Here is a 22,480-nt window from a genome sequence, read left to right as displayed (position 1 = left end):
AAGGATTGATCGATAAAATATATTGATATACGATGATACGCTAGCCATTCATCCTGTGGCATTAAAATGAACATCCAACTCGAAGCTGACTTTATTAGTAGCTATGTTTTTCAACCTGTTTACTCAATGGAGGGTGGGCTGTTGGCGGTGGAAATGTTGAGCCGTTTCAACAGTCTCGACGGTGATTTAGCCATGCCGGCCGAAATTGGGATTAATTTATTGGCGCCTGAACAAAGGATTGAGTTATTTAATGAGCAATTGAGACTGGCGGAGCAGCATGCTGCCTGGTTTACCGGTAACAGCGTGCAGTTGACCATCAATATCGAAGAAACCATCGTCGAGCTTATTCTTTCCGATCCGGCCTTGTGCCAGAGGATCCGGCAATATCCTTTTATTGCATTTGAAATGAGTGAGAGTTTTCCGAATCTTTCTGCCGGAAAGAACAATACGAGCGTGCGGCGATTAAGCGAATTGTTTACGCTATGGCTTGATGATTTCGGTTCCGGTAAAGCCACGCTGACCGCGTTGTACGATGGTTTGTTTGACTACGTAAAGATAGACAAGCGTTTTTACTGGCAGCTGTTTACCCATCAGGGGTATGACGTGGTCATCGACTCGTTGTTAAAGAATATCAACCTGTTGTGTAAAGGCGTGATCGTCGGAGGAATAGAGAAAAAAGAGTACTTTAATAAACTCAGATACGCCGGTGTTTTAGGCCTGCAAGGTTTTTTATGGCCCAGCGTTGGTGTGGATAATCTGCAAGCTTTGCTGGCGATGCCCAGCGAGTTCAATAATTAAGAAGTGATACAAAAAAACTACACACAATGAGGTAAATAAGCGACGGGGTGATGTTTAGCGTGATTCAGTCGCCGTTATTCCCCCACGTTTTTGCTGATAACCGCGTTTGTCAGCCGACGTTCAGCGCGTTTCCTCACGCGAAACCTCCCGCATCCGTTCTGGCGACAGGCGGATGCGTTCTCCCTGCATTCCTTCGGTGTTAATCCTCCCGTTCAGGCTCTACACTACGCTGAAACGGAGGGCCTATGCCGCAATTCGATAACGCTTACTATCAACAATTACCCGGTTTTTACACCGCCCTGAACCCGACGCCGCTCAAGGATGCGCGCCTGCTGTACCACAGTGAGCCGCTGGCGCGCGAGCTGGGGCTGGATGACAGTTGGTTTACTCAGGATAAAACCCCGATTTGGGCGGGGGAAACGCTGCTGCCGGGCATGCAGCCGTTGGCACAGGTGTACAGTGGCCACCAGTTCGGCGTCTGGGCCGGGCAACTGGGCGATGGGCGCGGCATTTTGCTGGGCGAACAAGTCCTGGCGGACGGCAGTCACCGTGACTGGCACCTGAAGGGCGCCGGGCTGACGCCGTATTCACGCATGGGGGATGGCCGCGCGGTGCTGCGTTCGGTTGTCCGCGAGTTTCTGGCCTCTGAGGCGTTGCACCATCTGGGGATCCCCACCACGCGTGCGTTAACTATTGTCACCAGTCAACAACCGGTATACCGCGAGCAGCCGGAACGCGGCGCGATGCTGCTGCGGGTGGCGGAAAGCCATGTGCGCTTCGGTCACTTCGAACACTTTTATTACCGCAAACAGCCGGAGCAGGTGCGGCAGCTGGCGGATTTCGTCATCGCCCGTCACTGGCCGCAGTTGCAGGATCAGGCCGATCGTTACCTGTTGTGGTTTACCGACGTGGTCGAACGCACGGCGCGCCTGATCGCCCATTGGCAAACCGTCGGATTCGCCCACGGCGTGATGAACACCGACAACATGTCGATTCTCGGCATCACCATCGATTACGGCCCTTACGGCTTCCTCGATGACTATCAGCCCGGCTATATCTGTAACCATTCCGACCATCAAGGGCGTTACGCCTTTGATAATCAGCCGGCGGTGGCGCTATGGAACCTGCATCGCCTGGCGCAAACCTTGTCGGGGCTGATGACTGCCGAACAGTTGCAGCAGGCGTTGGCGGCGTATGAACCGGCGTTGATGCGCGCCTATGGCGAACAGATGCGCGCCAAACTGGGCTTCTTCACGCCGACGGCGCAGGATAACGACGTGCTGACCGGCCTGTTGAGCCTGATGGCCCAGGAAGGGCGGGACTATACCCGCACGTTCCGCCTGTTGAGCGAAACCGAACAGCAACAGGCGCAGTCGCCGCTGCGCGATGAGTTTATTGACCGCGCGGCCTTCGACGCCTGGTATCAGCAATATCGTCAGCGTTTGCAGCAGGAGCAGGTCAGCGACGCGGAGCGGCAACGGGCGATGAAGGCGGTGAACCCGCGGCTGATCCTGCGCAACTACCTGGCCCAGCAAGCGATTGAGGATGCGGAGAAAGACGACGTCGGCCGTTTGCAGCGGTTGCATCAGGCCTTGCTGCGGCCGTTCGACGATGCGCCGGAGTATGACGATCTCGCCGCGCTGCCGCCGGACTGGGGCAAACATCTGGAGATTTCCTGCTCCAGCTGAGATGAAAAAAGGGCGCCTCATGGCGCCCTTGAACGTTTCATTGTCGCAGATAGACCTGCGGCAACGACACTTCGGGATGATGAATCACGCCGAGATCGGCCTGGTACCAGCGGGTGAGGATTTCCGTCTGCAACACTTCCTGCGGTGTGCCGCTCGCCACCAGGCGCCCCTGATGCAACAGCAGGATGCGGTCGGCGTACAGCGCCGCCAGATTGAGATCGTGCAGCACACAGCAGACGCCCAGCGGCTGTTGGCGCGTCAACGAGCGCAGCAGGCGCAGGGTATGCTGCTGGTGGTAAAGATCCAACGCCGAAGTCGGCTCGTCGAGGAACAGCCAGGCGGGGGACGGCTGCGGCTGCCACAGCTGTGCCAATACCCGCGCCAGTTGCACCCGCTGCTGTTCGCCGCCGGACAGCTGACGATAGTCGCGCTGCGCCAGCGCCAGGCAATCGGTCTGCGCCATAACCTGTTGGATCGCCTGGTGCTCGTCGCGTTTGCCGTGCGGCGCGCGTCCCATGCTGACCACTTCTTCCACGCTGAAGGGGAACGCCAGATCGCTGTATTGACGCATCACGGCTCGGACTTTGGCCAACTGCTGCGGCGCCCAGTGTTCCAGCGGGCGGCCAAGCAGCCGGCATTCGCCACAGTCCGGCGTCAAATAGCCGGTCAGCAAACGCAGCAGCGTCGATTTGCCGGCGCCGTTAGGGCCGATAATCGCCACCATTTCACCGCCGGCGAGGCTGAGCGAAACATCGTTGATCAAGCGGCGCGTACCGAGGCTGTAGCGCAACTCCCGGGCCGTGAGGTTGGCGGCGTTATCCACTGGTTCGCTCCCGCTGGCGCATCACCAGCCACAAGAAGTAAGGGCCGCCGATCAGGCTGGTCATCAATCCCACCGGCATTTCGGCCGGCGCCACCAGCGTGCGCGCCAGCGTGTCGCTGACCAGTAGCAGGCAGGCGCCGCCCAGAGCAGAGCAGGGCAGCAGCCAGCGGTGATCCCCGCCGAGGCGCATGCGCACCAGATGCGGCACCACCAGACCGACGAAGCCGATCACGCCGCTCATCGCCACCGCCGCGCCGATCAACAGGGCGCTCAACAGCAGCAGCTGCAGCTTGGCGCGCTGAACGTTCACCCCGAGGTAGTGTGCCTCTTCGTCCCCCAGCTGTAACAGGTTCAGACGACGCGCCTGCAGCAGCGTCAGCAGTGCCGTGGGCAGGATCAGCGAGGCGGAAACGGCCAGCGTCGGCCATTGCGACTGGCTGAGGCTGCCCATCATCCACAGCGAGAATTGGCGCAGCTGTTGATCGCTGCTGATGTAGGAGAGCACGCCGATGGCAGCCATACACAGGGCGTTGATCGCGATGCCCGCCAGCAGCAGCCGCGACAGATTGCCGTGCCCGCTGCGGCTGATGCCGTAGATCAACAGCGATACCAGCAGGCTGCCGAGGAACGCCGCCAGCATGTGGCCATACAACGCGATCGTCACCGGCAACGCCAGCGGCATCACGATGAACAGCGCGACAAACAGCGCGCCGCCGCTGCTGATGCCCAGCAGGCTCGGATCCGCCAGCGGATTGCGGAACAGCCCCTGCATTACCGCGCCGGATACCGCCAGCGCACAGCCGATCACCACCGCCAACAGCACGCGCGGCAGACGAATGTTCAGCCAGATGTGCCAGGCGGCGTCGCTGAAGGGTTCGCGCCACAGGGTGCCAAACGACAGCGTCAGCGCGCCCAGGTTAGCGGCGACCAGCGCCAGCAGCGTCAGCAGCACCAGCAGGCCGATGATGGCTAACTGAGGCGAGGTGCGACAGCGCATTACTTTTGCTCCGCCGCGTGGCGCAGTTTGGCCAGCGCCGCCGGCGTTTCCAGACCGAAGCCCAGCAGCGCCATGTCATCGACGATCAGCACGCGACGCTGCTTACCTGCCGGCGTCAACGCCAGACCCGGCAACGTCCACAGTTGCTGTTCGCCGCCGAGGGTGCGCACGCCGTCGGTGGTGACCAGCAACAGGTCCGGCGCGCTGGCGATGACGCCTTCCTGCGACAGCGGACGGTAGCGGTCAAAACCCTGCATGGCGTTTTTCAGTCCGGCGGCGGCGATCACCGCGTCGGCGGCGGTGTGTTGCCCGGCCGCCATCGGCGTAATGCCGCCGTGGCTCATCACAAACAGCACCTTGACCGGCAGCGGAGTGGTATCGACCGCCGCCAGCTGCTGTTGATAGCGCTCGCTCAACTGCTTGCCTTGCTCATCACGCTGCAGCGCGGCGGCGATCGCGGCGATTTTTTGCGGCACCGCTTGCAGGGTGGTGTCACCCGGCACGCTGACGACCTTGACGCCGCTGTCCGCCAGTTGTTTGAGCACCAGCGCCGGCTGCGCCAGCTCGGTCGTCAGCACCAGCGTCGGTTTCAGCGCCAGAATGCCTTCGGCGTTCAGCTGGCGCATGTAGCCGACGTCCGGCAGCTTTTTCACCGCTTCCGGATGCAGGCTGGTGCTGTCGCGGGCGATCACGTCGTCGCCGGCGCCGAGCGCAAAGGCGATTTCCGTCACGTCGCCGCCGATCGAGACGATGCGCTGCGCGGCGGCGGCGGTGAGCGGCAGCGTCAGCGTCACCATCAACGCCAGGCGGCGGATCAAGGAGGATTTCATGCGGCGATGTCCTTGGCGGCGAGCGCGGCGACCTGCTCGCGCCACTGGGTTTGTTCCGGTTGGCCTTCGGTGCGCTGGCCATACAGCTGCGCGATCTGCGTGCCATCTGCGGCGAACAGCTCCAGGCTGGTGACGATGCCGTCTTTGGTCGGTTTGCGGGTGATCCAGCTTTCGGCGATGGCGTTTTCAATCAGGTGCAGCGTGAAGCGGCGGTTGAACACGTTGATCCAGCCTTCCTGCGGCATCAACCGTTCGATCTGGCCGGTGAAAATCTGCACGCAGCCACGGTTGCCGACGAAGATCATGATCTCATTTTGCTGTTGCTGCGCCGCCTCCAGCAGTTGCGACAGCGCGCTGTTGTCCACCTGATAGGCCAGATCGTCGCCGACGGCGCGGAAGGCCTGCTGACGCGTCAGCTTATTGCGGCTCAGCAGCTGGAAGAACTGGTGCACGTCGGTCATCGCGCGCCATTCAGCGTCGATTTTGGCCTGATCCTGCGTGGCTTCATCGGAGGTGGCCGCCTCGGCGGGCTGCAGCGCCAGCGCCGGGTTTTCTTCGCTCAGGTGGCGTTCCACCAGCGCCATCCAGGCCGGCAGATCGGTTTCCTCGGTGGTGTAGACCTTGTGCAGTGCATCGCCCTGCGGGTCAAAGAACTGAATGCTGTGGCGCACGCCGCGCTTGTTGGTTTCGCTCATGGCGAAGACGCTGGTCCAGTGGTTGAGGAACAGGCGCAGATCCAGCTCGCGCGGGTTGAGGATCAGCCCGGCGTGGCCGTTGAGGTGCTGGTTGCGGTAGCGGCCCATCTGCTCATGCACCGCATAGCTGTTGCGGGTGATGGACTTGGTGACGCCCACTTGCTCGAGTTCGGTCAGCAACGTGCGTGCGTCGGCCTGCAGGCGGCGGGCGTCGTGGCCAACGCGGGCGTGCGTCAGCTCTGCTTCGCTGACGCCAAGGATCGCCGCCAGATCGCGGGCGTATTTACCGGGATGGTCGATTTTAGCCTGTTGGTAACGTTCGTACAGGGTGTTGCTCATGCGGGATTCTCCTGCGCTGTGATGCGAATGGCGGACACACCGGATGTCCGCCAGATAGTCAAATGATCACCACTGGTAGCTGACCAGCAGTTTGGCGTTGCGGCCATCCTGCGGGACGCCCTGCGGCGAGTAGTACTCTTTGTCGAAGGCGTTGCCCAGCACCACGGTGGTGGTGACGCCCTGCAGACGGTCGCGGCCTTTGTAGCTCAGATAGAAGTCGTTAACCCCGTAGCCGCCTTGCTCCGGCGTCCCCGTCTGCACGCGGGTGGCGCGTTCGGCGAAGGTGGCGACCCAACCGGCGGACAGACCGGTTTCGCCCAGCGGCACATCCAGCGAGCTGGTGACGGTGTCCGGATTGATGCTGCTCAACCAGTCACCGGTCGCTTCATTTTTGCCGCGGGTGCGGTTATAAGCCAAATCCCAGCCGAACCAAGAGGTTTTATAGCTGAGCGTAGCGTCCCATCCCCAGATTTTTGCGCGATCGATATTGGTCGAGAAGGTGGTGCAACTGATGCAGTAAGGGCCGCGCGGGCCGCGTCCCAGCTCCATGGTGACGTCGGTTGTGATGTAATCCTTGGCTTTGGTATCGAAATAGCTCGCTTTGAACTGCAAGCTATCATCGGCGAGCAGCAGATCGTCGAAACGCAGGCCAAATCCGTACTCTTGAGTTTCATTGGTTTCCGGTTTCAAATTAGGGTTCGGCACCCAATAGTTGGTGATGGTGGTAGGCCCCATTGGGATGGAGAAGTGTTTGGAGTCGTTGTACATCTCACCCATCGTCGGTGCGCGGAACGCCTGAGAATAGGAGCCGAACAGCATCAGCCAGTCGGTGGGGGTAATGCTGACTGCGCCGCGTGAGGACCATTTGTTCGCATCCACATCGGCATAGCCGTCACTTGAGCCCTTGTAATTGTCATAGCGGGTGCCGGCGAGCAGGGTGACGGGCAGATCGCGCAGCGTGATTTCGTCCTGCAGCCAGCCTGAAGCGAAGTTGATTTTTGCGTGCGGGAAACTTTCGGTCGCTCCGCCCGGCGTTTGCTCCTGTTTGTAAGCCTCGGTGCCGTAGGTCAACAGGTGCGAAGCGAAAGTATCTGCAAACAGGCGTGTGCGGTTTTCGAGTTTGGCGCCTTTAGTGGTTTGTTTGCGCGCTTCATCTTCGCTGCCGCTGGCGTGCGCGTTAATTTTCACGTCCGAGTAATACACTTTCGCTTCAGCATCCAGCCAATCCTGGCCGACCGGCTTCAGTTTGTAACTCAGAGCCGCGTCGCGTTGGATCGTCGAACGATCGGTCATTAAGTTTCCAGCGGAGCTGGCTGGCGTTTGTGGGTTTTTCGGCTCTTGGGCGCTGTTGTTGTAGTAACGAAGGTTGCCGCCCAGCGACTGGTTGTCGTCGATCTTCCAGGTGCCTTTGGCCAGCACGTTGTTGATGGTTTCGTCGTTGGGGGCATCGAAGCCATTGCCCTGGCGCAGATTGCCGACGTCGCGGGTGCCGAACGACAGCAGGCCGTCGAGGTTATCGGTCTTGCCGTAGGCGCTGGCGCCCATGCCCAAGCTGTGATCGCCGCTGCCGGCGGTGCCGTAGACGCGGAACCCGCTGTCGTGGCCTGGCAACAGCAGGTCGGCGGCGTCGACAGTTTCATAAGACACTACGCCACCCAACGCGCCGCTGCCGTACAGCAGGGCAGAAGGGCCGCGCACGATTTCGATGCGCTTCACCAACGCAGGATCTAAAAATGTGCCGTTAATATGGCCGGTATCGGTGCCCTGGCGGATGCCGTCGACCAGCGTCAGCACGCCGCGTCGGTCGTAACCGCGCATCATGAGATCCTGCCCATTGCTGCGGCCGGAGCCCGTGACGGTGATGCCCGGCACGCGGCGCAGCATATCGGCAGCGGTCCCCGCAGTTTGGCTTTCCGGCGAACTGCCTTCGATGACCGTCACCATCATCGGCGCTTCAAAGCTGCTGCGCTGATTGCCGGTGGCGACCACGGTCATGGTTTCGTCAGCGGCTTTGGCTTTTTTGGCCGGCGTCGCGGGGGAAGAAGAGGGTGTCGTGCTGGTGTTTTGTGCCAAGGCCACCGTAGGCAGAGCGCAGGCAATCGCCAGACTCAACGCGGAAAAACGCAGCCGGGTGGAAAATGTCAGAGGCATGGTGCAACTCTCCGTATGTAATGAAACATATCAATAGATTTGCTGGCTGCCTGGATCACAAGATCGGGGTGGCTGGCGTTTGAGGATTCTGTGGTTATTTGGTCAGGATCAATTTCCCTGCCTTGGTCTGCCGCAGTTGATAGCGCTGGCCCTGATGGGTAATGAACGCGATGCCGTCGGCGCCGAGCAGCTGTGCGCTGTCGTAGCTGGGCGGCGCGTTTGCGCTGTGCTCGGTCGGGGCCGCGGCGGCGGGAGTTGGCGTGTTGGCAGTATCCATCATCTTTGTGCTTATAAAACAGACCATTAAATGGTAATTAATATCAAATTGAGAATCATTATCATGTGATGGAAAGGTTACATCAAGGAAAATTTTCTTACCGATGGAACCTTTTTGCCGAACGGACATCCGGCGACGGGCCGAACGCGCTCGGCCCGTAAAAAAGAGGGGATTATTTCAGCAGGGTTTCGATACGGTCGAACAGACGCTCAGGTTTGGTGATCGGCGCAAAGCGCGTGACACGTTGACCATCGGCGGTGAGCAGGAATTTGGTGAAATTCCATTTGATGCGGCGGCTGCCCAGAATGCCGGGCGCCAGGCGTTTCAGTTCGTTGAACAGCGGATGGGCGCCGGGGCCGTTGACCTCTATTTTGTTGAACAGCGGGAAACTGACGCCGTAGTTGAGGCTGCAAAAATTGGCGATCTCAAGCGGACTGCCCGGCTCCTGAGAACCAAACTGGTTGCAAGGGAAGCCGAGCACCATCAACCCGCGTTCGCGATAGTATTGCCACAAATTTTCCAGCCCGCGGTATTGCGGGGTGAAACCGCACTTGCTGGCGGTGTTGACCACCAGGTAAGCGCGCGCCGGGAAATCGCCCAGCGTTTTTTGCTCGCCCTGCAGCGTGACGCAGGGGATGGATAACAGAGAGTGAATCATGCCGGGGCTCCCAGTGCGTTGCGGCGGGTGTTAAAGGATTGCGATCAGTATAGATGAGCGAAACAGAGGAGATAAAGCCGGGGCGTGGCCCCGGCCTGCGATAGGCTAGAAGCGGCTATCGATGGCATCCGCCAGCATCGCCAGCAGTTGTTCGCTGTCGGACCAGCTCAGGCAAGGATCGGTGATCGACTGGCCATAGGTCAGCGGCTGGCCGGCGACGATTTTCTGCGTGCCTTCCACCAGGAAGCTTTCCGCCATCACGCCGGTGATGGCGGCAGAGCCGGCGCGGATCTGCTGGCAGACATTGTCGGCCACTTCCAACTGACGGCGATGCATCTTCTGGCAGTTGCCGTGGCTGAAGTCGATCACCAGGTGCTCCGGCAGATCGAATTCACGCAGGCTGTCACAGGCGGCGGCGATATCGCTGGCGTGGTAGTTCGGCGTTTTGCCGCCGCGCATGATGATGTGGCCGTACGGGTTGCCGCTGGTCTGGTAGATGGTCATCTGACCATGTTTGTCCGGCGACAGGAACATGTGCCCGGCACGCGCCGCGCGAATGGCGTCGATGGCGATGCGGGTGTTGCCGTCGGTGCCGTTTTTGAAGCCGACCGGGCAGGAGAGCGCCGAGGCCATTTCACGGTGGATCTGGCTTTCGGTGGTGCGCGCACCGATGGCGCCCCAGCTGATCAGATCGGCGATGTATTGGCCGACGACCATGTCCAGGAATTCGGTGGCGGTCGGCAGGCCGAGCTGGTTCACCTCCAGCAGCAGGCGGCGCGCCATTTCGATGCCGCGGTTGACCTGGAAGGTGCCGTCCAGTGCCGGATCGGAGATCAGGCCTTTCCAGCCGACAACGGTGCGCGGTTTTTCGAAGTAGGTGCGCATCACGATCTCCAGGCGATCCTGGTAGCGTTCGCGCAGGGCGTTCAGCCGGCCGGCGTAATCGACGGCGGCGTCGAGATCGTGGATGGAGCAGGGGCCGATCACCACCAGCAGGCGGCGGTCTTCACCGGTAAGGATTTTTTCAATGCGTTTACGTGACGCTGTCACGTTATCGGCGACGGCCGCCGAGATCGGCAGCTTATCCGCCAACGCTTGCGGCGTGACGAGGCTGTCGATGCGCGCGGTCCGCAGTTCATCTGTTTTGTGCATGTTGTTCCCTGGAAACTGTTCTTCTCTGCGGCAGGAGCGCCGGGAAGTGATGGCGATCACAATAACGCAAAAAGCGCTGAATTCAACCGTAGAGATTGCGTTCTGTTGATCAAAGCCGCGAAAAAAAGCACAAAAAAATCAGCTGCTGCTGAAATAAACGGCAGGCGGCGGGGCGCGATGGCCCCGCGGGGAAAGATCAGAACATGCGGCGGCTCATGCCGAGGATATCGAGGATTTTGGTGGAGATCTCTTCGACCGAATAGTTGGTGGTGTTGAGGTAGCGGATCTGGTTTTTGCGGAACAGCGCCTCGACCTCGGCGATTTCCATGCGGCACTGGCGCAAGGAGGCGTAACGGCTGTTTTCGCGCCGCTCTTCACGGATCGCCGCCAGGCGCTCCGGATCGATGGTCAGGCCGAATAATTTATGCTGAAACGGTTTCAGCGAGGCCGGCAGATGCAAATTGTCCATATCGTCGGCGATAAACGGGTAGTTGGCGGCGCGGATGCCGAACTGCATCGCCAGATAGAGGCTGGTGGGGGTTTTGCCGCAGCGCGAGACGCCGAGCAGGATCACCTGCGCCTGATCGAGGTTGCGCAGCGAAATGCCATCATCGTGCGCCAGGGTATAGTCGATGGCGGCGATGCGGGCGTCGTACTTGCCGAGATTGCTGGCGGTCAGGCCGTGGGTGCGGTTCGGCACCGGCGTCGGTTCCACATCCAGCTCGCCCTGCAGCGGGCCGACCAGCGCCTGCACGATATCCTGGCAGAAGCCCTGGCTCTGGACGATCACATCGCGCACTTCCGGCGAGATAATGGAGTAAAACACCAACGGGCGCACGCCGGTTTCATGGTAAATATCATCGATTTGCTGGCGAACTGCGCGCGCGCGGGCCTCGGTTTCGACAAACGGCAGGGTATAGGTGGTCGCCGTGACCGGGAACTGCGACAGCACCGCGTGTCCCAGCACTTCGGCGGTGATCGCCGTACCATCCGAAATATAAAAAACGCTTCTTTCCACCCGAGGCTCCTTACCTGAAAACGGTGTTCCTGCTGTCATCACTGTCAATATCATGGGCCGCAGACGATCCGTCGGTAAAGGGGCGAGAGAAAAAATTGTGACGGCGGGGCGATAAACCGCCATGCGGCGGCGCTGGCGGAAAGCGCGATTAGCGGCCATAAAAAGTGCGGCCCAGCGGCGCTTTTCCACCTGAAGCGCGAGTTTGCCGTTATTTTCACCAAAAACGGTAGCGTTTGCGCGGTCATTAAAACAGAAGTTTAAAAAGAACGTAATTTGTTGAGAACTAAGCTTTTCGTGCGTTTGGGAACGGTTCCCAGGCAAATCAGCCGGTTAGGACATTCTCTTAAAAACCACTTTCTTCAGTGGGTTGATCGATTCACCTTTCCATTTTCCCCGGATCAGTGTGCTAGTCTGATTCGGCTCCGCGTTTAGCGGCGCCGTAAAGCAAGCGAATTAAATCCGTCTTTACCCTACTGATAGCAATAAGGATTGTCTCGATGTCCAACAATGGCCCAGACTTGCGTAATGTGCTTTGGTACAACCAGCTTGGCATGCACGACGTTGACCGTGTCGGCGGCAAAAACGCTTCCCTCGGTGAAATGATCACCAATCTTTCCGATTTGGGCGTGGCCGTGCCGAACGGTTTTGCCACCACCGCGCAGGCGTTTAACGATTTCCTCGAACAAAGCGGTGTTAACCAGCGCATCTATCAGTTACTGGATCAGACTGACGTTGACGACGTTGCACAACTGGCCAAGGCCGGTGCCCAGATCCGCCAATGGGTGATCGACACGCCGTTCCACGCCGAGTTCGAGCGTGAAATTCATCAGGCTTACCAACAGCTCGCCGACGGCGAACCGGAAGCCTCCTTTGCGGTGCGCTCCTCCGCCACGGCGGAAGACATGCCGGACGCTTCCTTCGCCGGCCAGCAGGAAACCTTCCTCAACGTGCAGGGCATCGACGCCGTGATGGTGGCGATCAAGCACGTGTTCGCGTCGCTGTTCAATGACCGCGCCATCTCTTATCGCGTGCACCAGGGTTACGACCACCGCGGCGTCGCGCTGTCGGCGGGCGTACAGCGCATGGTGCGCTCCGATCTGGCCTCCTCGGGCGTGATGTTCACCATCGACACCGAGTCCGGCTTTGATCAGGTGGTGTTCATCACCTCCGCCTTCGGTCTGGGTGAGATGGTGGTGCAGGGCGCGGTGAACCCGGATGAGTTCTATGTGCACAAGCCGACGTTGCAAAAAGGCAAGCCGGCGATCGTGCGCCGCAACCTGGGCTCGAAAAAAATCCGCATGGTGTACGCGCCGTCGCAGGATCACGGCAAGCAGGTGCGCATCGAAGACGTGCCGGAAGCGCAGCGCAGCCGGTTCTCGCTGACCGATGACGAAGTGCAGGCGCTGGCGCATCAAGCGATCCTGATCGAAAAACATTACGGCCGCCCGATGGATATCGAGTGGGCGAAAGACGGCCACACCGGCAAACTGCTGATCGTGCAGGCGCGCCCGGAGACCGTTCGCTCCAACGAACAGACCATGGAACGCTATCAGCTGAACGGCTCCAGCCCGGTGCTGGTGGAAGGCCGCGCCATCGGTCATCGCATCGGCGCCGGTCCAGTGAAAGTGATTCACGATATCAGCGAAATGGATCGCATCCAGCCGGGCGACGTGCTGGTGACCGACATGACCGATCCGGACTGGGAGCCGATCATGAAGAAGGCCGCTGCGATCGTCACCAACCGCGGCGGGCGCACCTGCCACGCGGCGATCATCGCCCGTGAGCTGGGCATTCCGGCGGTAGTGGGCTGTGGCCACGCCACCGACGTGCTGAAAGACGGCCAGAAAGTCACCGTATCCTGTGCGGAAGGCGACACCGGCTTCGTTTACAGCGACATGCTGGACTTCAGCGTGCAGAGCTCCGAAGTGACCGAACTGCCGGATCTGCCGCTGAAGATCATGATGAACGTCGGCAACCCGGATCGCGCTTTCGACTTCGCGCGTTTGCCGAACGAAGGCGTGGGCCTGGCGCGGCTGGAATTCATCATCAACCGCATGATTGGCGTGCACCCGCGCGCGCTGCTGGAGTTCGATCAGCAAACGCCGGCGTTGCAAAACGAAATTCGCGCGTTGATGCAGGGCTATGACCACCCGGTCGAGTTCTACGTCGGTCGTTTGACCGAAGGGATCGCGACGCTGGGCGCCGCCTTCTGGCCGAAGCGCGTGATCGTGCGTCTGTCCGACTTCAAATCCAACGAGTACGCCAACCTGGTGGGCGGCGACAAGTATGAACCGCACGAAGAGAACCCGATGCTGGGCTTCCGCGGGGCCGGCCGCTACGTGGCCGACAGCTTCCGCGATTGCTTCGCGCTGGAGTGCGAAGCGGTGAAACGCGTGCGTAACGAAATGGGGCTGACCAACGTCGAAATCATGGTGCCGTTCGTGCGCACCGTGGCGCAGGCGGAAGCGGTGGTGGCCGAGCTGGCGCGTCAGGGGCTGAAGCGCGGCGAAAACGGGCTGAAAGTGATCATGATGTGCGAGATCCCGTCCAATGCGCTGCTCGCGGATCAGTTCCTTGAGCACTTCGACGGTTTCTCCATCGGCTCCAACGACATGACCCAGCTGGCGCTGGGGCTGGATCGCGACTCCGGCGTGGTGTCGGAACTGTTCGACGAACGCAACGACGCGGTGAAAGCGCTGCTGTCGATGGCGATCCAGGCGGCCAAACGCCACGGCAAATACGTCGGTATCTGCGGCCAGGGGCCGTCCGACCATGAAGACTTCGCCGAGTGGTTGATGGAGCAGGGCATCGATAGCCTGTCGCTCAATCCGGATACCGTAGTGCAGACCTGGATCAACTTGTCGAAAAAGAAATAAGGCTTCGGCGTTGCTAAGGCATTAATACCCGGCCGCAGTTTACGCTGCGGCCTTTTTATTTCTGAATGTAAATAACGGCGCGTTAAATAATCAATTTGGCGAAAAAAGAATAAAAAAAAGCCCATCGTAGGAGATGGGCAAAGACTACACACAGCAATTCACATGTATGGCATTACATTGTTCAGAAAGGTTGCTTTAAAATCAGTGATTTGAAGCAATAGATGGCCATAATACTAGATATTTGAACGCGACTAGTCATTAAGAATCATCCTAATCGATAGCGGTATCACCATTTATTTGCGGGCGTTATCTCTTTTTGCATTTTGCAGCAAACACGGATTTACATTGCACCTTTCCATTTGCCGCGCCTTAATCAATAAACAACGGCATTATATTTGGCGAAGATATTACCCGAATGAGGTAGGCGTAGTGAGAGGGGAAACTCTTCCGCCCGGCGATGCGGGCGGAAGGGAGGGCGATTAACGTTTTTCCAGTTCTTCGATCACTTGCTCCGGCGCGGTGGTCGGCTCCGGCGCTTCATCCATCCAGGCGGTCAGCAGTCGATAAGACACCGCCAACACTACCGGGCCGATGAACAGGCCGATCATGCCGAAGGCCAGCAAACCGCCGATAACGCCGGACAGGATCAGCAGCAGCGGCAGATCGGCGCCCATGCGGATCAGCACCGGGCGCAGCACGTTATCCAGCGTGGCCACCACGCAGCTCCAGACCAGCAGCACGGTGCCCCAGGTGGTGTCGCCGTGCCAGTACAGCCAAATGATGGCCGGCACCAGCACCAACAGCGGCCCCAATTGCGCCACACAGCAGATGAAGATCAGCATCGTCAACAGGGTGGCGGCCGGAATGCCGCTTATCGCCAGACCGATGCCGCCCAGCACCGACTGCACCAGCGCCGTCACTACCACGCCCAGCGCGACCGCGCGGATCGCCTGGCCGCCCAGCAGCACCGCCGCATCGCCGCGCGCGGAACCGAGGCGTACCGCAAAGTGGCGGATACCCAGCGCGACCTGTTCGCCGCGCGCGTACAACAAGGCGCTGAACAGCAGCATCAGCGCGCAGTGCAGCAGCAGGCGGCCGATATGCGCCGCCTGCGCCACGAACCAGGTGGCGGTCTGGCCGAAGTATGGCTGTACCTTCGCCAGCAGCGCGGCGCCGCCGGCGTTAACCAGCGTATGGTAGCTGGTATAGAGCTTGTCGCCGATCATCGGGACGGATTGCAGCCAAGCGAGGTCGGGAATATGCAGCTTGCCTGGCGAGCTGGCCCAGGCGATCAACGGCGCGCTGTTATCCACCACGCTGCTGATCAGCAGGGAGATGGGCAGAATGAACAGCAGGATCAACAGCAGGGTCATGACCAGCACCGCCAGCGAGCGGCGTCCCCACAGCAGCTTTTGCAGTTTGAGCAGCAGCGGCCAGGTGGCGATAACCACCATGCCCGCCCAGGCGAAGCCGAGAATAAACGGTTGGATCACCCAGAAACAGGCGACGATCATGATGGCGATAAACAGCACGCCGAAAATAATTCGCGGTAAGTCGTAACGCGATTGCGGGAGTGGCATCAGTGGGTTCTCATCCTGGTCAATTAAATCCCTGGCACCAGCGAATCGGGGTGCCTGTCGGTCGGTTTATCACCGCCGGGCGGCCGCCTGTGGCGGCGCTCGCAGGGCGGTAATAATGTGAATGCCTTCACTAAACGAGTATGTTAGTTTTTAGTGTCACTAAAAAATAGGGTGGGTCTGAATTAAAGGCCCGATTCAGCGTACATCAGCGCATAAAAAATAGACGGACAGGGTCAAAAAAGCGAATGATCCCACAGATTTCTCAGGCGCCCGGCCTCGTTCAACGGGTGCTCGACTTTTTGGAAGCACTGAAGCAAAACGGATTCAACGGCGATACCGCCACCAGCTACGCCGACCGGCTGACGATGGCCACCGACAACAGCATTTACCAGCTGTTGCCCGATGCGGTGGTGTTTCCCCGTTCCACCGCCGACGTGGCGTTGATCGCCCGCCTGGCGGGGGAAGAGCGTTTCAATACGCTGACCTTCAGCCCGCGCGGCGGCGGCACCGGCACCAACGGTCAGTCGCTAAATACCGGCATCGTGGTCGATATGTCGCGTCATATGAACCGCATTCTGGAGATCAACGTCGAACAGGGCTGGGTGAAAGTCGAAGCCGGGGTCATCAAGGATCAGCTGAATCAATATTTGCGGCCGTTCGGCTACTTCTTCTCGCCGGAACTGTCCACCAGCAACCGCGCCACCTTGGGCGGCATGATCAACACCGACGCCTCCGGCCAGGGCTCGCTGGTATACGGCAAAACCTCCGATCACGTGTTGGGCCTGCGGGCGGTGCTGCTGGGCGGCGAGATGATCGACACCCGCGCCATGCCGACGGCGCTGGCGGAAACGATTGCCCTGGAAGAGACCGCCGAAGGGCGCATCTACCGCACGGTGCTTAATCGCTGCCGCGAGCAGCGCGCGCTGATCCTGGAAAAATTCCCCAAACTCAACCGCTTCCTCACCGGCTACGACCTGCGCCACGTGCTGAGCGACGATCTGCAAACCTTCGATCTGACGCGCATCCTCACCGGTGCGGAAGGCACGCTGGCCTTTATCACCGAAGCGCGGCTGGACATTACGCCGCTGCCGAAGGTGCGTCGTCTGGTTAACGTGAAATACGACTCCTTCGACTCGGCGCTGCGCAATGCGCCCTTTATGGTCGAGGCCAAGGCGCTGTCGGTGGAAACCATCGACTCCAAGGTGCTGAATCTGGCGCGTGAAGATATCGTTTGGCATTCGGTAAGCGAACTGATCGCCGACGTGCCGGATAAAGAGATGCTTGGGCTGAACATCGTCGAATTCGCCGGCGACGACCGCGCGCTGATCGACGGCCAGATGGAGACCCTGTGCCAACGGCTGGATGAACTGATCGCCCAGCGGCAGGCCGGCGTGATCGGGTACCAGATCTGCGGCGACCTGGCGGGCATCGAGCGCATTTACAACATGCGCAAGAAGGCGGTCGGGCTGCTGGGCAACGCCAAAGGGCGCGCCAAGCCGATCCCGTTCGCCGAGGATACTTGCGTGCCGCCGCAGCACCTGGCGGACTATATCGTCGAGTTCCGCCAACTGCTCGACGACCACAAGCTGAGCTATGGCATGTTCGGCCACGTCGATGCCGGGGTGCTGCACGTGCGTCCGGCGCTCGACATGTGCGACCCCCAGCAGGAAGTGCTGATGAAGCAGATCTCCGATCGGGTGGTGGCGCTCACCGCCAAATACGGCGGCCTGCTGTGGGGCGAGCATGGCAAGGGGTTCCGCGCCGAGTACAGCCCTGAATTCTTCGGGGAAACGCTGTACGAGGAGCTGCGCCGCATCAAGACGGCGTTTGATCCGGATAACCGGCTGAACCCGGGCAAGATCTGTGCGCCGCTGGCGGTGGATGCGCCGATGATGCAGGTGGATGCGGTCAAACGCGGCACCTTCGATCGCCAGATCCCGGTCGAGGTGCGCACCTCGTTCCGCGGCGCGCTGGAGTGTAACGGCAACGGCCTGTGCTTCAACTTCGACGTGCGCAGCCCGATGTGCCCGTCGATGAAGATCAGCGGCAACCGCATTCATTCGCCGAAAGGGCGGGCGACGCTGGTGCGCGAGTGGCTGCGTCTGTTGGCCGAGCAGGGCATCGATCCGTTGGCGCTGGAGAAACAGCTGCCGCAGCAGCGCCTCAGCTTGCGCGGTCTAATCGAGAAAACCCGCAACAGCTGGCATGCCGGTAAGGGCGAGTACGACTTTTCGCACGAAGTGAAAGAGGCGATGTCCGGCTGTCTGGCCTGCAAGGCCTGTTCCACCCAGTGCCCGATCAAAATTGACGTGCCGGGGTTCCGTTCGCGCTTCCTGCAGCTTTACCATACCCGCTACCTGCGCCCGGTGAGCGACTACATGGTCGCCGGCGTAGAGAGCTATACCCCATTGATGGCCCGCGCGCCGAAGGTGTTCAACTTCTTCTTCCGCCAGCCGTGGCTGCGGGAGATGAGCCGCAACGCCGTCGGCATGGTCGATCTGCCGCTGTTGTCCAGCCCGACGCTGCGTCAGCAGCTGTCAGGCCACCGGGCGACCACGCTGACGCTGGAACAGTTGGAAGGGTTGAACGCCGAGCAACGCGAAGAACACGTGCTGATTGTTCAGGATCCGTTCACCAGCTATTACGACGCCAAAGTGGTGGCGGATTTCGTCCGGCTGGTGGAAAAGCTTGGCTATAAACCGGTGCTGCTGCCGTTCTCGCCGAACGGCAAGGCGCAGCATGTGAAGGGCTTCCTGACGCGGTTCGCCCGCACCGCGCGCAAAACCGCCGATTTCCTCAACCGCGTGGCGCAGCTCGGCATGCCGCTGGTGGGCGTCGATCCGGCGCTGGTGCTGTGCTATCGCGACGAATACCGCGAGATCCTCGGCGCCGAGCGCGGCGATTTTCAGGTGCAGCTGGTGCATGAATGGTTGCAACAGCGGATCGCGGATCGCGCCGAACAGCCGGCGACCGGCGAACCCTGGTATCTGTTCGGTCACTGCACTGAAACCACCGCGCTGCCGGCCAGCGGCCAACAGTGGGCGGCGATCTTCGCCCGCTTCGGCGCCAAACTGGAGAACGTCAGCGTCGGCTGCTGCGGCATGGCCGGCACTTACGGCCATGAAGCCAAGAACCTGCAAAACTCGCTCGGCATTTATGAGCTATCATGGCATCCGACGCTGCAGCGTTTGCCGCGTCAGCGCTGCCTGGCGACCGGCTATTCCTGCCGCAGCCAGGTGAAACGCATTGAGGGCAATGGCGTGCGCCACCCATTACAGGCACTTCTGGAGATGATTGAGTGAAATTGTGGAAACGTGAAACATCGCTGGAGCAGCTGAACCGCGCCGGCGACGGCTGCATGGTCAGCCATGTGGGCATCGAGTTTACTCAGCTGGGCGAGGATTTCCTGGAGGCCACCATGCCGGTGGACGGCCGCACCCGGCAGCCGTTCGGGCTGTTGCACGGCGGGGCGTCGGTGGTGCTGGCGGAATCGATGGGATCGATGGCCGGCTACCTGTGCAGCGAAGGCGAACAGAAGGTGGTGGGGCTGGAGATCAACGCCAACCACCTGCGGGCGGTGTTCGATGGCCAGGTGCGCGGGGTGTGCCGCGCGCTGCACGTTGGCCGCCGTCATCAGGTGTGGCAGATAGAGATCTTCGACGCGCGCGATCGGCTGTGCTGCACCTCGCGTCTGACCACGGCGGTCATCGACTGATCCCCGCCGGTTTCCGCAGGCGATCGGCCTGCGGAGCGCTTCGTTTTACAGCTGAAACGGCACGCGTTTGACGAAGTCCTTCTGAAACGCGTTCGCCTTCTCCCAGGTGCCTTCCATCGCATATTTTTGGCAGATCAGCGTCAGCGTGTGGCGGGCGAAGTGGTAGCTTTGCACCCGAAACAGCTGGCAGCGCTGCGGATTGTTGATCTCGACGATCAGCCGGTTGTGCAGCTTGCTGAGCGCGTGCAGATAGCTGTCATCATCGCCGTTCTCCAGGCACAGATTGGCCATGGTGAGGCTGACGCTGTTGTACCGCTTCAGATGATCAATATTGCATTCCGGGCGGCGCAGCGCCGCTTCGGCCATATAAAAGTCCACCGTGGCGTCGCGCACGCTGAATTTGTAGTCATCAATCTTGCCCAGCAACCATGCGTTGATCGAAAGAGTCATTGGCTTCGCGCTCAAATTCAAATTGAATGATAATCATTATCATATAAACTGCCGCGTTGCCGATCAATCCCCGTGGCGGCGTTTTTTCATTCCATGGGGGTAAAAGGCCATCGACGGCCCAACTTAACCCAGAGCGACTAAACTTTAACTTAAAGGCCGCGCCTTGCGCCGCGGCGCAAAATGCCGATAAACGCACATTTACGACAGACAGAATGCAGAAATAGGTATTTTCTATGAATGTTTAGATCGGCAACGCACCGCGGCGCTGTAACGCTGACGGGCCACCGGGGAGTGCGGTACGGTGATGCAGGATAAAGAACAAATTCATAGGGATAGCATGCACGCCTTGCCGCCACACGCCGCAAGCCGCCACGGATGTCCCGCTGGCTTGCCGCACGCCGCAGCGAAAAACCGCGCTCGCGGCGGATACCCCCGCAAAACAAACGGTTGAAGTGATAATCGTTATCACTAACATATAAGTAACCCAGATTGGCTGTGGCCAAACACGAGTGTGAGGTAGACCCTATGCAAACGGAAAATGTCGGCACTTTTTCTTTGGACGAGAATGTCTGGCAAGGCATTTCGCTCAGCGACAGCGCCGTACGACAAATAACGAAACTGATGCAGCAGGATCCGCAGGTGAAAGGGCTGCAGCTAGGGGTAAAACAATCCGGCTGCGCCGGCTTTGCCTATGTGCTGGATCTGACCCGCGAACCCGCCGATGACGATCTGCTGTTTGAGCGCGACGGCGCCAAACTCTATGTGCCGCTGAAGGCGATGCCGTTTATTGACGGCACCACGGTAGATTATGTCCGCGAAGGGCTGAATCAGATATTCAAATTCAATAACCCTAAAGCTCAGCATGCCTGCGGGTGCGGCGAGAGTTTTGGCGTTTGAGCGATGCAATCAACATGACACGAAGCAATGTAGAAATGCCTAATGAAGTGCAGGCTTGGGTCAGCGAAGGTCGCTACAAAGAAGGTTTCTTCACCCAGCTGGCAACCGATGAGTTGGCCAAGGGCATCAACGAAGAGGTGGTGCGCGCTATCTCGGCCAAGCGCAACGAACCCGAGTGGATGCTGGAATTCCGCCTCGAGGCCTACCGCGCCTGGCTGCAGATGGAAGAGCCCCACTGGCTGAAGGCCAATTACGAACGCCTTAACTACCAGGACTACAGTTACTATTCGGCGCCGTCCTGCGGCAGCTGCGACGACGCCTGCGGTTCGCAGCCCGGCGCCGAGCAGCAACCGGGCGCGGCGACGGAAAAAGATTACCTGACCAGCGAAGTGGAGCTGGCGTTCAACCAGCTCGGCGTGCCGGTGCGTGAGGGCAGCGAGGTGGCGGTGGACGCTATCTTCGACTCGGTCTCGGTCGCCACCACTTACCGTGAAAAATTGGCGGAAAGCGGGGTGATCTTCTGCTCGTTCGGCGAAGCGATCCAGGAATACCCGGAGCTGGTGCGCCAGTATCTGGGGCGCGTGGTGCCGTCCAACGATAACTTCTTCGCCGCGCTGAACGCCGCGGTGGCCTCCGACGGCACCTTTGTCTACGTGCCGAAGGGTGTGCGCTGTCCGATGGAGCTGTCGACCTACTTCCGCATTAATGCCGCCAAAACCGGCCAGTTCGAGCGCACCATTCTGATCGCCGACGAAGGCAGCTATGTCAGCTACATCGAAGGCTGTTCCGCCCCGGTGCGCGACAGCTATCAGCTGCATGCGGCGGTGGTGGAAGTGATCCTGCATAAAGACGCCGAAGTGAAATACTCGACGGTGCAGAACTGGTTCTCCGGCGGCGAGAGCAAGGGCGGCATCCTCAACTTCGTCACCAAGCGCGCGCTGTGCGAAGGCGCCGGCTCGAAAATGTCCTGGACCCAGTCGGAAACCGGCTCGGCCATCACCTGGAAATACCCGAGCGTGATCCTGCAGGGCGACAATTCGATCGGCGAATTCTTCTCGGTGGCGCTGACCAGCGGCCATCAGCAGGCGGACACCGGCACCAAGATGATCCACATCGGCAAAAACACCAGGTCGACCATCATCGCCAAAGGCATTTCCGCCGGGCACAGCGAGAACACCTATCGCGGCCTGGTGAAAATCCTGCCGGGGGCGGAAAACGCCCGTAACTTTACCCAGTGCGACTCGATGCTGATCGGGCCGGACAGCGGCGCCCATACGTTCCCTTACGTTGAAGCGCGCAACAACAGCGCGCAGCTGGAGCACGAAGCCACCACCTCGAAGATTGGCGACGACCAGCTGTTCTACTGCTTGCAGCGGGGCATCAGCGAGGATGACGCCATTTCGATGATCGTCAACGGTTTCTGCAAGGACGTTTTCTCCGAGCTGCCGCTGGAGTTCGCCGTCGAGGCGCAGAAACTTTTGGCCATCAGCCTGGAACACAGCGTGGGCTAATCGCCGCATTTTTAGCGCCGTCGGC

Annotated in this window: 18 protein-coding genes and 1 other RNA gene; 7 read left to right on the top strand and 12 right to left on the bottom strand. The window is 60.0% G+C overall.

The genetic code is table 11. From position 1 onward, the window contains the following. The first annotated feature begins 66 nt into the window (after positions 1-66). Together ACJ8J1_RS08565 and ACJ8J1_RS08560 are read left to right on the top strand one after the other, a co-directional pair. Positions 67-798 (top strand): EAL domain-containing protein, encoded by a 732-nt coding sequence (locus ACJ8J1_RS08565; protein WP_033642891.1) that lies wholly within the window; start codon positions 67-69, stop codon positions 796-798. 245 nt (positions 799-1,043) lie between these two features. Beyond that, a complete protein-coding gene (locus ACJ8J1_RS08560; protein ID WP_033642892.1) occupies positions 1,044-2,486 on the top strand; it encodes a protein adenylyltransferase SelO in 1,443 nt (480 codons plus the stop codon). Positions 2,487-2,523: 37 nt separating this feature from the next. On the opposite strand, the gene ACJ8J1_RS08555 is transcribed toward ACJ8J1_RS08560, so the two are convergent. From ACJ8J1_RS08555 to ppsR, 9 genes are all read right to left on the bottom strand, one after another. Further along, positions 2,524-3,309, bottom strand: a complete 786-nt coding sequence (locus ACJ8J1_RS08555) for a heme ABC transporter ATP-binding protein (RefSeq protein WP_033642893.1) — start codon at positions 3,307-3,309, stop codon at positions 2,524-2,526. Next, on the bottom strand, positions 3,302-4,306 hold the full coding sequence (locus ACJ8J1_RS08550) for a FecCD family ABC transporter permease (RefSeq protein ID WP_033642894.1): 1,005 nt from the start codon (positions 4,304-4,306) through the stop codon (positions 3,302-3,304). The genes ACJ8J1_RS08555 and ACJ8J1_RS08550 overlap by 8 nt, the downstream gene beginning before the upstream one ends. After that, positions 4,306-5,136: a heme/hemin ABC transporter substrate-binding protein gene (locus tag ACJ8J1_RS08545; RefSeq protein WP_033642895.1), complete on the bottom strand. Its 831-nt coding sequence runs from the start codon at positions 5,134-5,136 to the stop codon at positions 4,306-4,308. The genes ACJ8J1_RS08550 and ACJ8J1_RS08545 overlap by 1 nt, the downstream gene beginning before the upstream one ends. Next, the gene (locus ACJ8J1_RS08540) at positions 5,133-6,170 is read right to left on the bottom strand and encodes a hemin-degrading factor (RefSeq protein WP_033642896.1); all 1,038 of its coding nucleotides are present in this window, start codon (positions 6,168-6,170) and stop codon (positions 5,133-5,135) included. Before ACJ8J1_RS08540 ends, ACJ8J1_RS08545 begins: the two co-directional genes overlap by 4 nt. A 66-nt stretch (positions 6,171-6,236) precedes the next feature. Next, entirely contained in the window at positions 6,237-8,321 is a 2,085-nt protein-coding gene (locus tag ACJ8J1_RS08535; protein ID WP_033642897.1) for a TonB-dependent hemoglobin/transferrin/lactoferrin family receptor, read from the bottom strand. A gap of 94 nt (positions 8,322-8,415) precedes the next feature. After that, a complete protein-coding gene (gene hemP / locus ACJ8J1_RS08530) occupies positions 8,416-8,598 on the bottom strand; it encodes a hemin uptake protein HemP (RefSeq protein WP_016927944.1) in 183 nt (60 codons plus the stop codon). 172 nt (positions 8,599-8,770) lie between these two features. Next, positions 8,771-9,256, bottom strand: a complete 486-nt coding sequence (locus ACJ8J1_RS08525; protein WP_033642898.1) for a glutathione peroxidase — start codon at positions 9,254-9,256, stop codon at positions 8,771-8,773. Between the two features lie 105 nt (positions 9,257-9,361). Beyond that, positions 9,362-10,408: a 3-deoxy-7-phosphoheptulonate synthase gene (locus tag ACJ8J1_RS08520; protein ID WP_033642899.1), complete on the bottom strand. Its 1,047-nt coding sequence runs from the start codon at positions 10,406-10,408 to the stop codon at positions 9,362-9,364. 196 nt (positions 10,409-10,604) lie between these two features. Then, on the bottom strand, positions 10,605-11,465 hold the full coding sequence (gene ppsR, locus ACJ8J1_RS08515; RefSeq protein WP_160880175.1) for a posphoenolpyruvate synthetase regulatory kinase/phosphorylase PpsR: 861 nt from the start codon (positions 11,463-11,465) through the stop codon (positions 10,605-10,607). A 458-nt stretch (positions 11,466-11,923) separates the two neighbouring features. Here ppsR and ppsA point away from each other — a divergent pair, with 458 nt between their 5' ends. Beyond that, positions 11,924-14,302 carry a phosphoenolpyruvate synthase gene (ppsA, locus tag ACJ8J1_RS08510; RefSeq protein ID WP_033642901.1) on the top strand — a complete coding sequence of 793 codons (2,379 nt, stop codon included), beginning with the start codon at positions 11,924-11,926 and terminating at the stop codon, positions 14,300-14,302. Between the two features lie 109 nt (positions 14,303-14,411). On the opposite strand, the gene rprA is transcribed toward ppsA, so the two are convergent. Both rprA and ydiK read right to left on the bottom strand, forming a co-directional pair. After that, positions 14,412-14,521, bottom strand: an RNA gene (gene rprA / locus ACJ8J1_RS08505) — antisense sRNA RprA. A gap of 260 nt (positions 14,522-14,781) precedes the next feature. Continuing rightward, entirely contained in the window at positions 14,782-15,882 is a 1,101-nt protein-coding gene (gene ydiK, locus ACJ8J1_RS08500; RefSeq protein ID WP_033642902.1) for an AI-2E family transporter YdiK, read from the bottom strand. Positions 15,883-16,127: 245 nt separating this feature from the next. Between ydiK and ydiJ the strand changes: the two genes are divergently transcribed. After that, on the top strand, positions 16,128-19,184 hold the full coding sequence (ydiJ, locus tag ACJ8J1_RS08495) for a D-2-hydroxyglutarate dehydrogenase YdiJ (RefSeq protein ID WP_033642903.1): 3,057 nt from the start codon (positions 16,128-16,130) through the stop codon (positions 19,182-19,184). Then, entirely contained in the window at positions 19,181-19,597 is a 417-nt protein-coding gene (menI, locus tag ACJ8J1_RS08490; RefSeq protein WP_016927938.1) for a 1,4-dihydroxy-2-naphthoyl-CoA hydrolase, read from the top strand. The genes ydiJ and menI overlap by 4 nt, the downstream gene beginning before the upstream one ends. Before the next feature lie 45 nt (positions 19,598-19,642). On the opposite strand, the gene ACJ8J1_RS08485 is transcribed toward menI, so the two are convergent. Next, a complete protein-coding gene (locus ACJ8J1_RS08485) occupies positions 19,643-20,047 on the bottom strand; it encodes a hypothetical protein (protein WP_004931369.1) in 405 nt (134 codons plus the stop codon). A gap of 525 nt (positions 20,048-20,572) precedes the next feature. Here ACJ8J1_RS08485 and sufA point away from each other — a divergent pair. Next, positions 20,573-20,944: a Fe-S cluster assembly scaffold SufA gene (gene sufA / locus ACJ8J1_RS08480; protein ID WP_004931368.1), complete on the top strand. Its 372-nt coding sequence runs from the start codon at positions 20,573-20,575 to the stop codon at positions 20,942-20,944. A 14-nt stretch (positions 20,945-20,958) separates the two neighbouring features. Further along, positions 20,959-22,455 carry a Fe-S cluster assembly protein SufB gene (gene sufB, locus ACJ8J1_RS08475; protein WP_033642904.1) on the top strand — a complete coding sequence of 499 codons (1,497 nt, stop codon included), beginning with the start codon at positions 20,959-20,961 and terminating at the stop codon, positions 22,453-22,455. Positions 22,456-22,480: the final 25 nt, after the last annotated feature.

Source organism: Serratia sp. CY37869, assembly GCF_052168895.1.
GTDB lineage: Bacteria > Pseudomonadota > Gammaproteobacteria > Enterobacterales > Enterobacteriaceae > Serratia > Serratia ureilytica.
This window is presented reverse-complemented; position numbering and strand designations above follow the sequence as displayed.

Excerpts from the sequence above, each read along its gene's own strand:
- ACJ8J1_RS08565 (WP_033642891.1), top strand. The coding sequence starts at position 67 with ATGAACATCCAACTCGAAGCTGACTTTATTAGTAGCTATGTTTTTCAA.
- ACJ8J1_RS08560 (WP_033642892.1), top strand. The coding sequence starts at position 1,044 with ATGCCGCAATTCGATAACGCTTACTATCAACAATTACCCGGTTTTTAC.
- ACJ8J1_RS08550 (WP_033642894.1), bottom strand. The coding sequence starts at position 4,306 with ATGCGCTGTCGCACCTCGCCTCAGTTAGCCATCATCGGCCTGCTGGTG.
- ACJ8J1_RS08545 (WP_033642895.1), bottom strand. The coding sequence starts at position 5,136 with ATGAAATCCTCCTTGATCCGCCGCCTGGCGTTGATGGTGACGCTGACG.
- ACJ8J1_RS08540 (WP_033642896.1), bottom strand. The coding sequence starts at position 6,170 with ATGAGCAACACCCTGTACGAACGTTACCAACAGGCTAAAATCGACCAT.
- ACJ8J1_RS08535 (WP_033642897.1), bottom strand. The coding sequence starts at position 8,321 with ATGCCTCTGACATTTTCCACCCGGCTGCGTTTTTCCGCGTTGAGTCTG.
- hemP (WP_016927944.1), bottom strand. The coding sequence starts at position 8,598 with ATGGATACTGCCAACACGCCAACTCCCGCCGCCGCGGCCCCGACCGAG.
- ACJ8J1_RS08525 (WP_033642898.1), bottom strand. The coding sequence starts at position 9,256 with ATGATTCACTCTCTGTTATCCATCCCCTGCGTCACGCTGCAGGGCGAG.
- ACJ8J1_RS08520 (WP_033642899.1), bottom strand. The coding sequence starts at position 10,408 with ATGCACAAAACAGATGAACTGCGGACCGCGCGCATCGACAGCCTCGTC.
- ppsR (WP_160880175.1), bottom strand. The coding sequence starts at position 11,465 with ATGACAGCAGGAACACCGTTTTCAGGTAAGGAGCCTCGGGTGGAAAGA.
- ppsA (WP_033642901.1), top strand. The coding sequence starts at position 11,924 with ATGTCCAACAATGGCCCAGACTTGCGTAATGTGCTTTGGTACAACCAG.
- ydiK (WP_033642902.1), bottom strand. The coding sequence starts at position 15,882 with ATGCCACTCCCGCAATCGCGTTACGACTTACCGCGAATTATTTTCGGC.
- ydiJ (WP_033642903.1), top strand. The coding sequence starts at position 16,128 with ATGATCCCACAGATTTCTCAGGCGCCCGGCCTCGTTCAACGGGTGCTC.
- ACJ8J1_RS08485 (WP_004931369.1), bottom strand. The coding sequence starts at position 20,047 with ATGACTCTTTCGATCAACGCATGGTTGCTGGGCAAGATTGATGACTAC.
- sufA (WP_004931368.1), top strand. The coding sequence starts at position 20,573 with ATGCAAACGGAAAATGTCGGCACTTTTTCTTTGGACGAGAATGTCTGG.
- sufB (WP_033642904.1), top strand. The coding sequence starts at position 20,959 with ATGACACGAAGCAATGTAGAAATGCCTAATGAAGTGCAGGCTTGGGTC.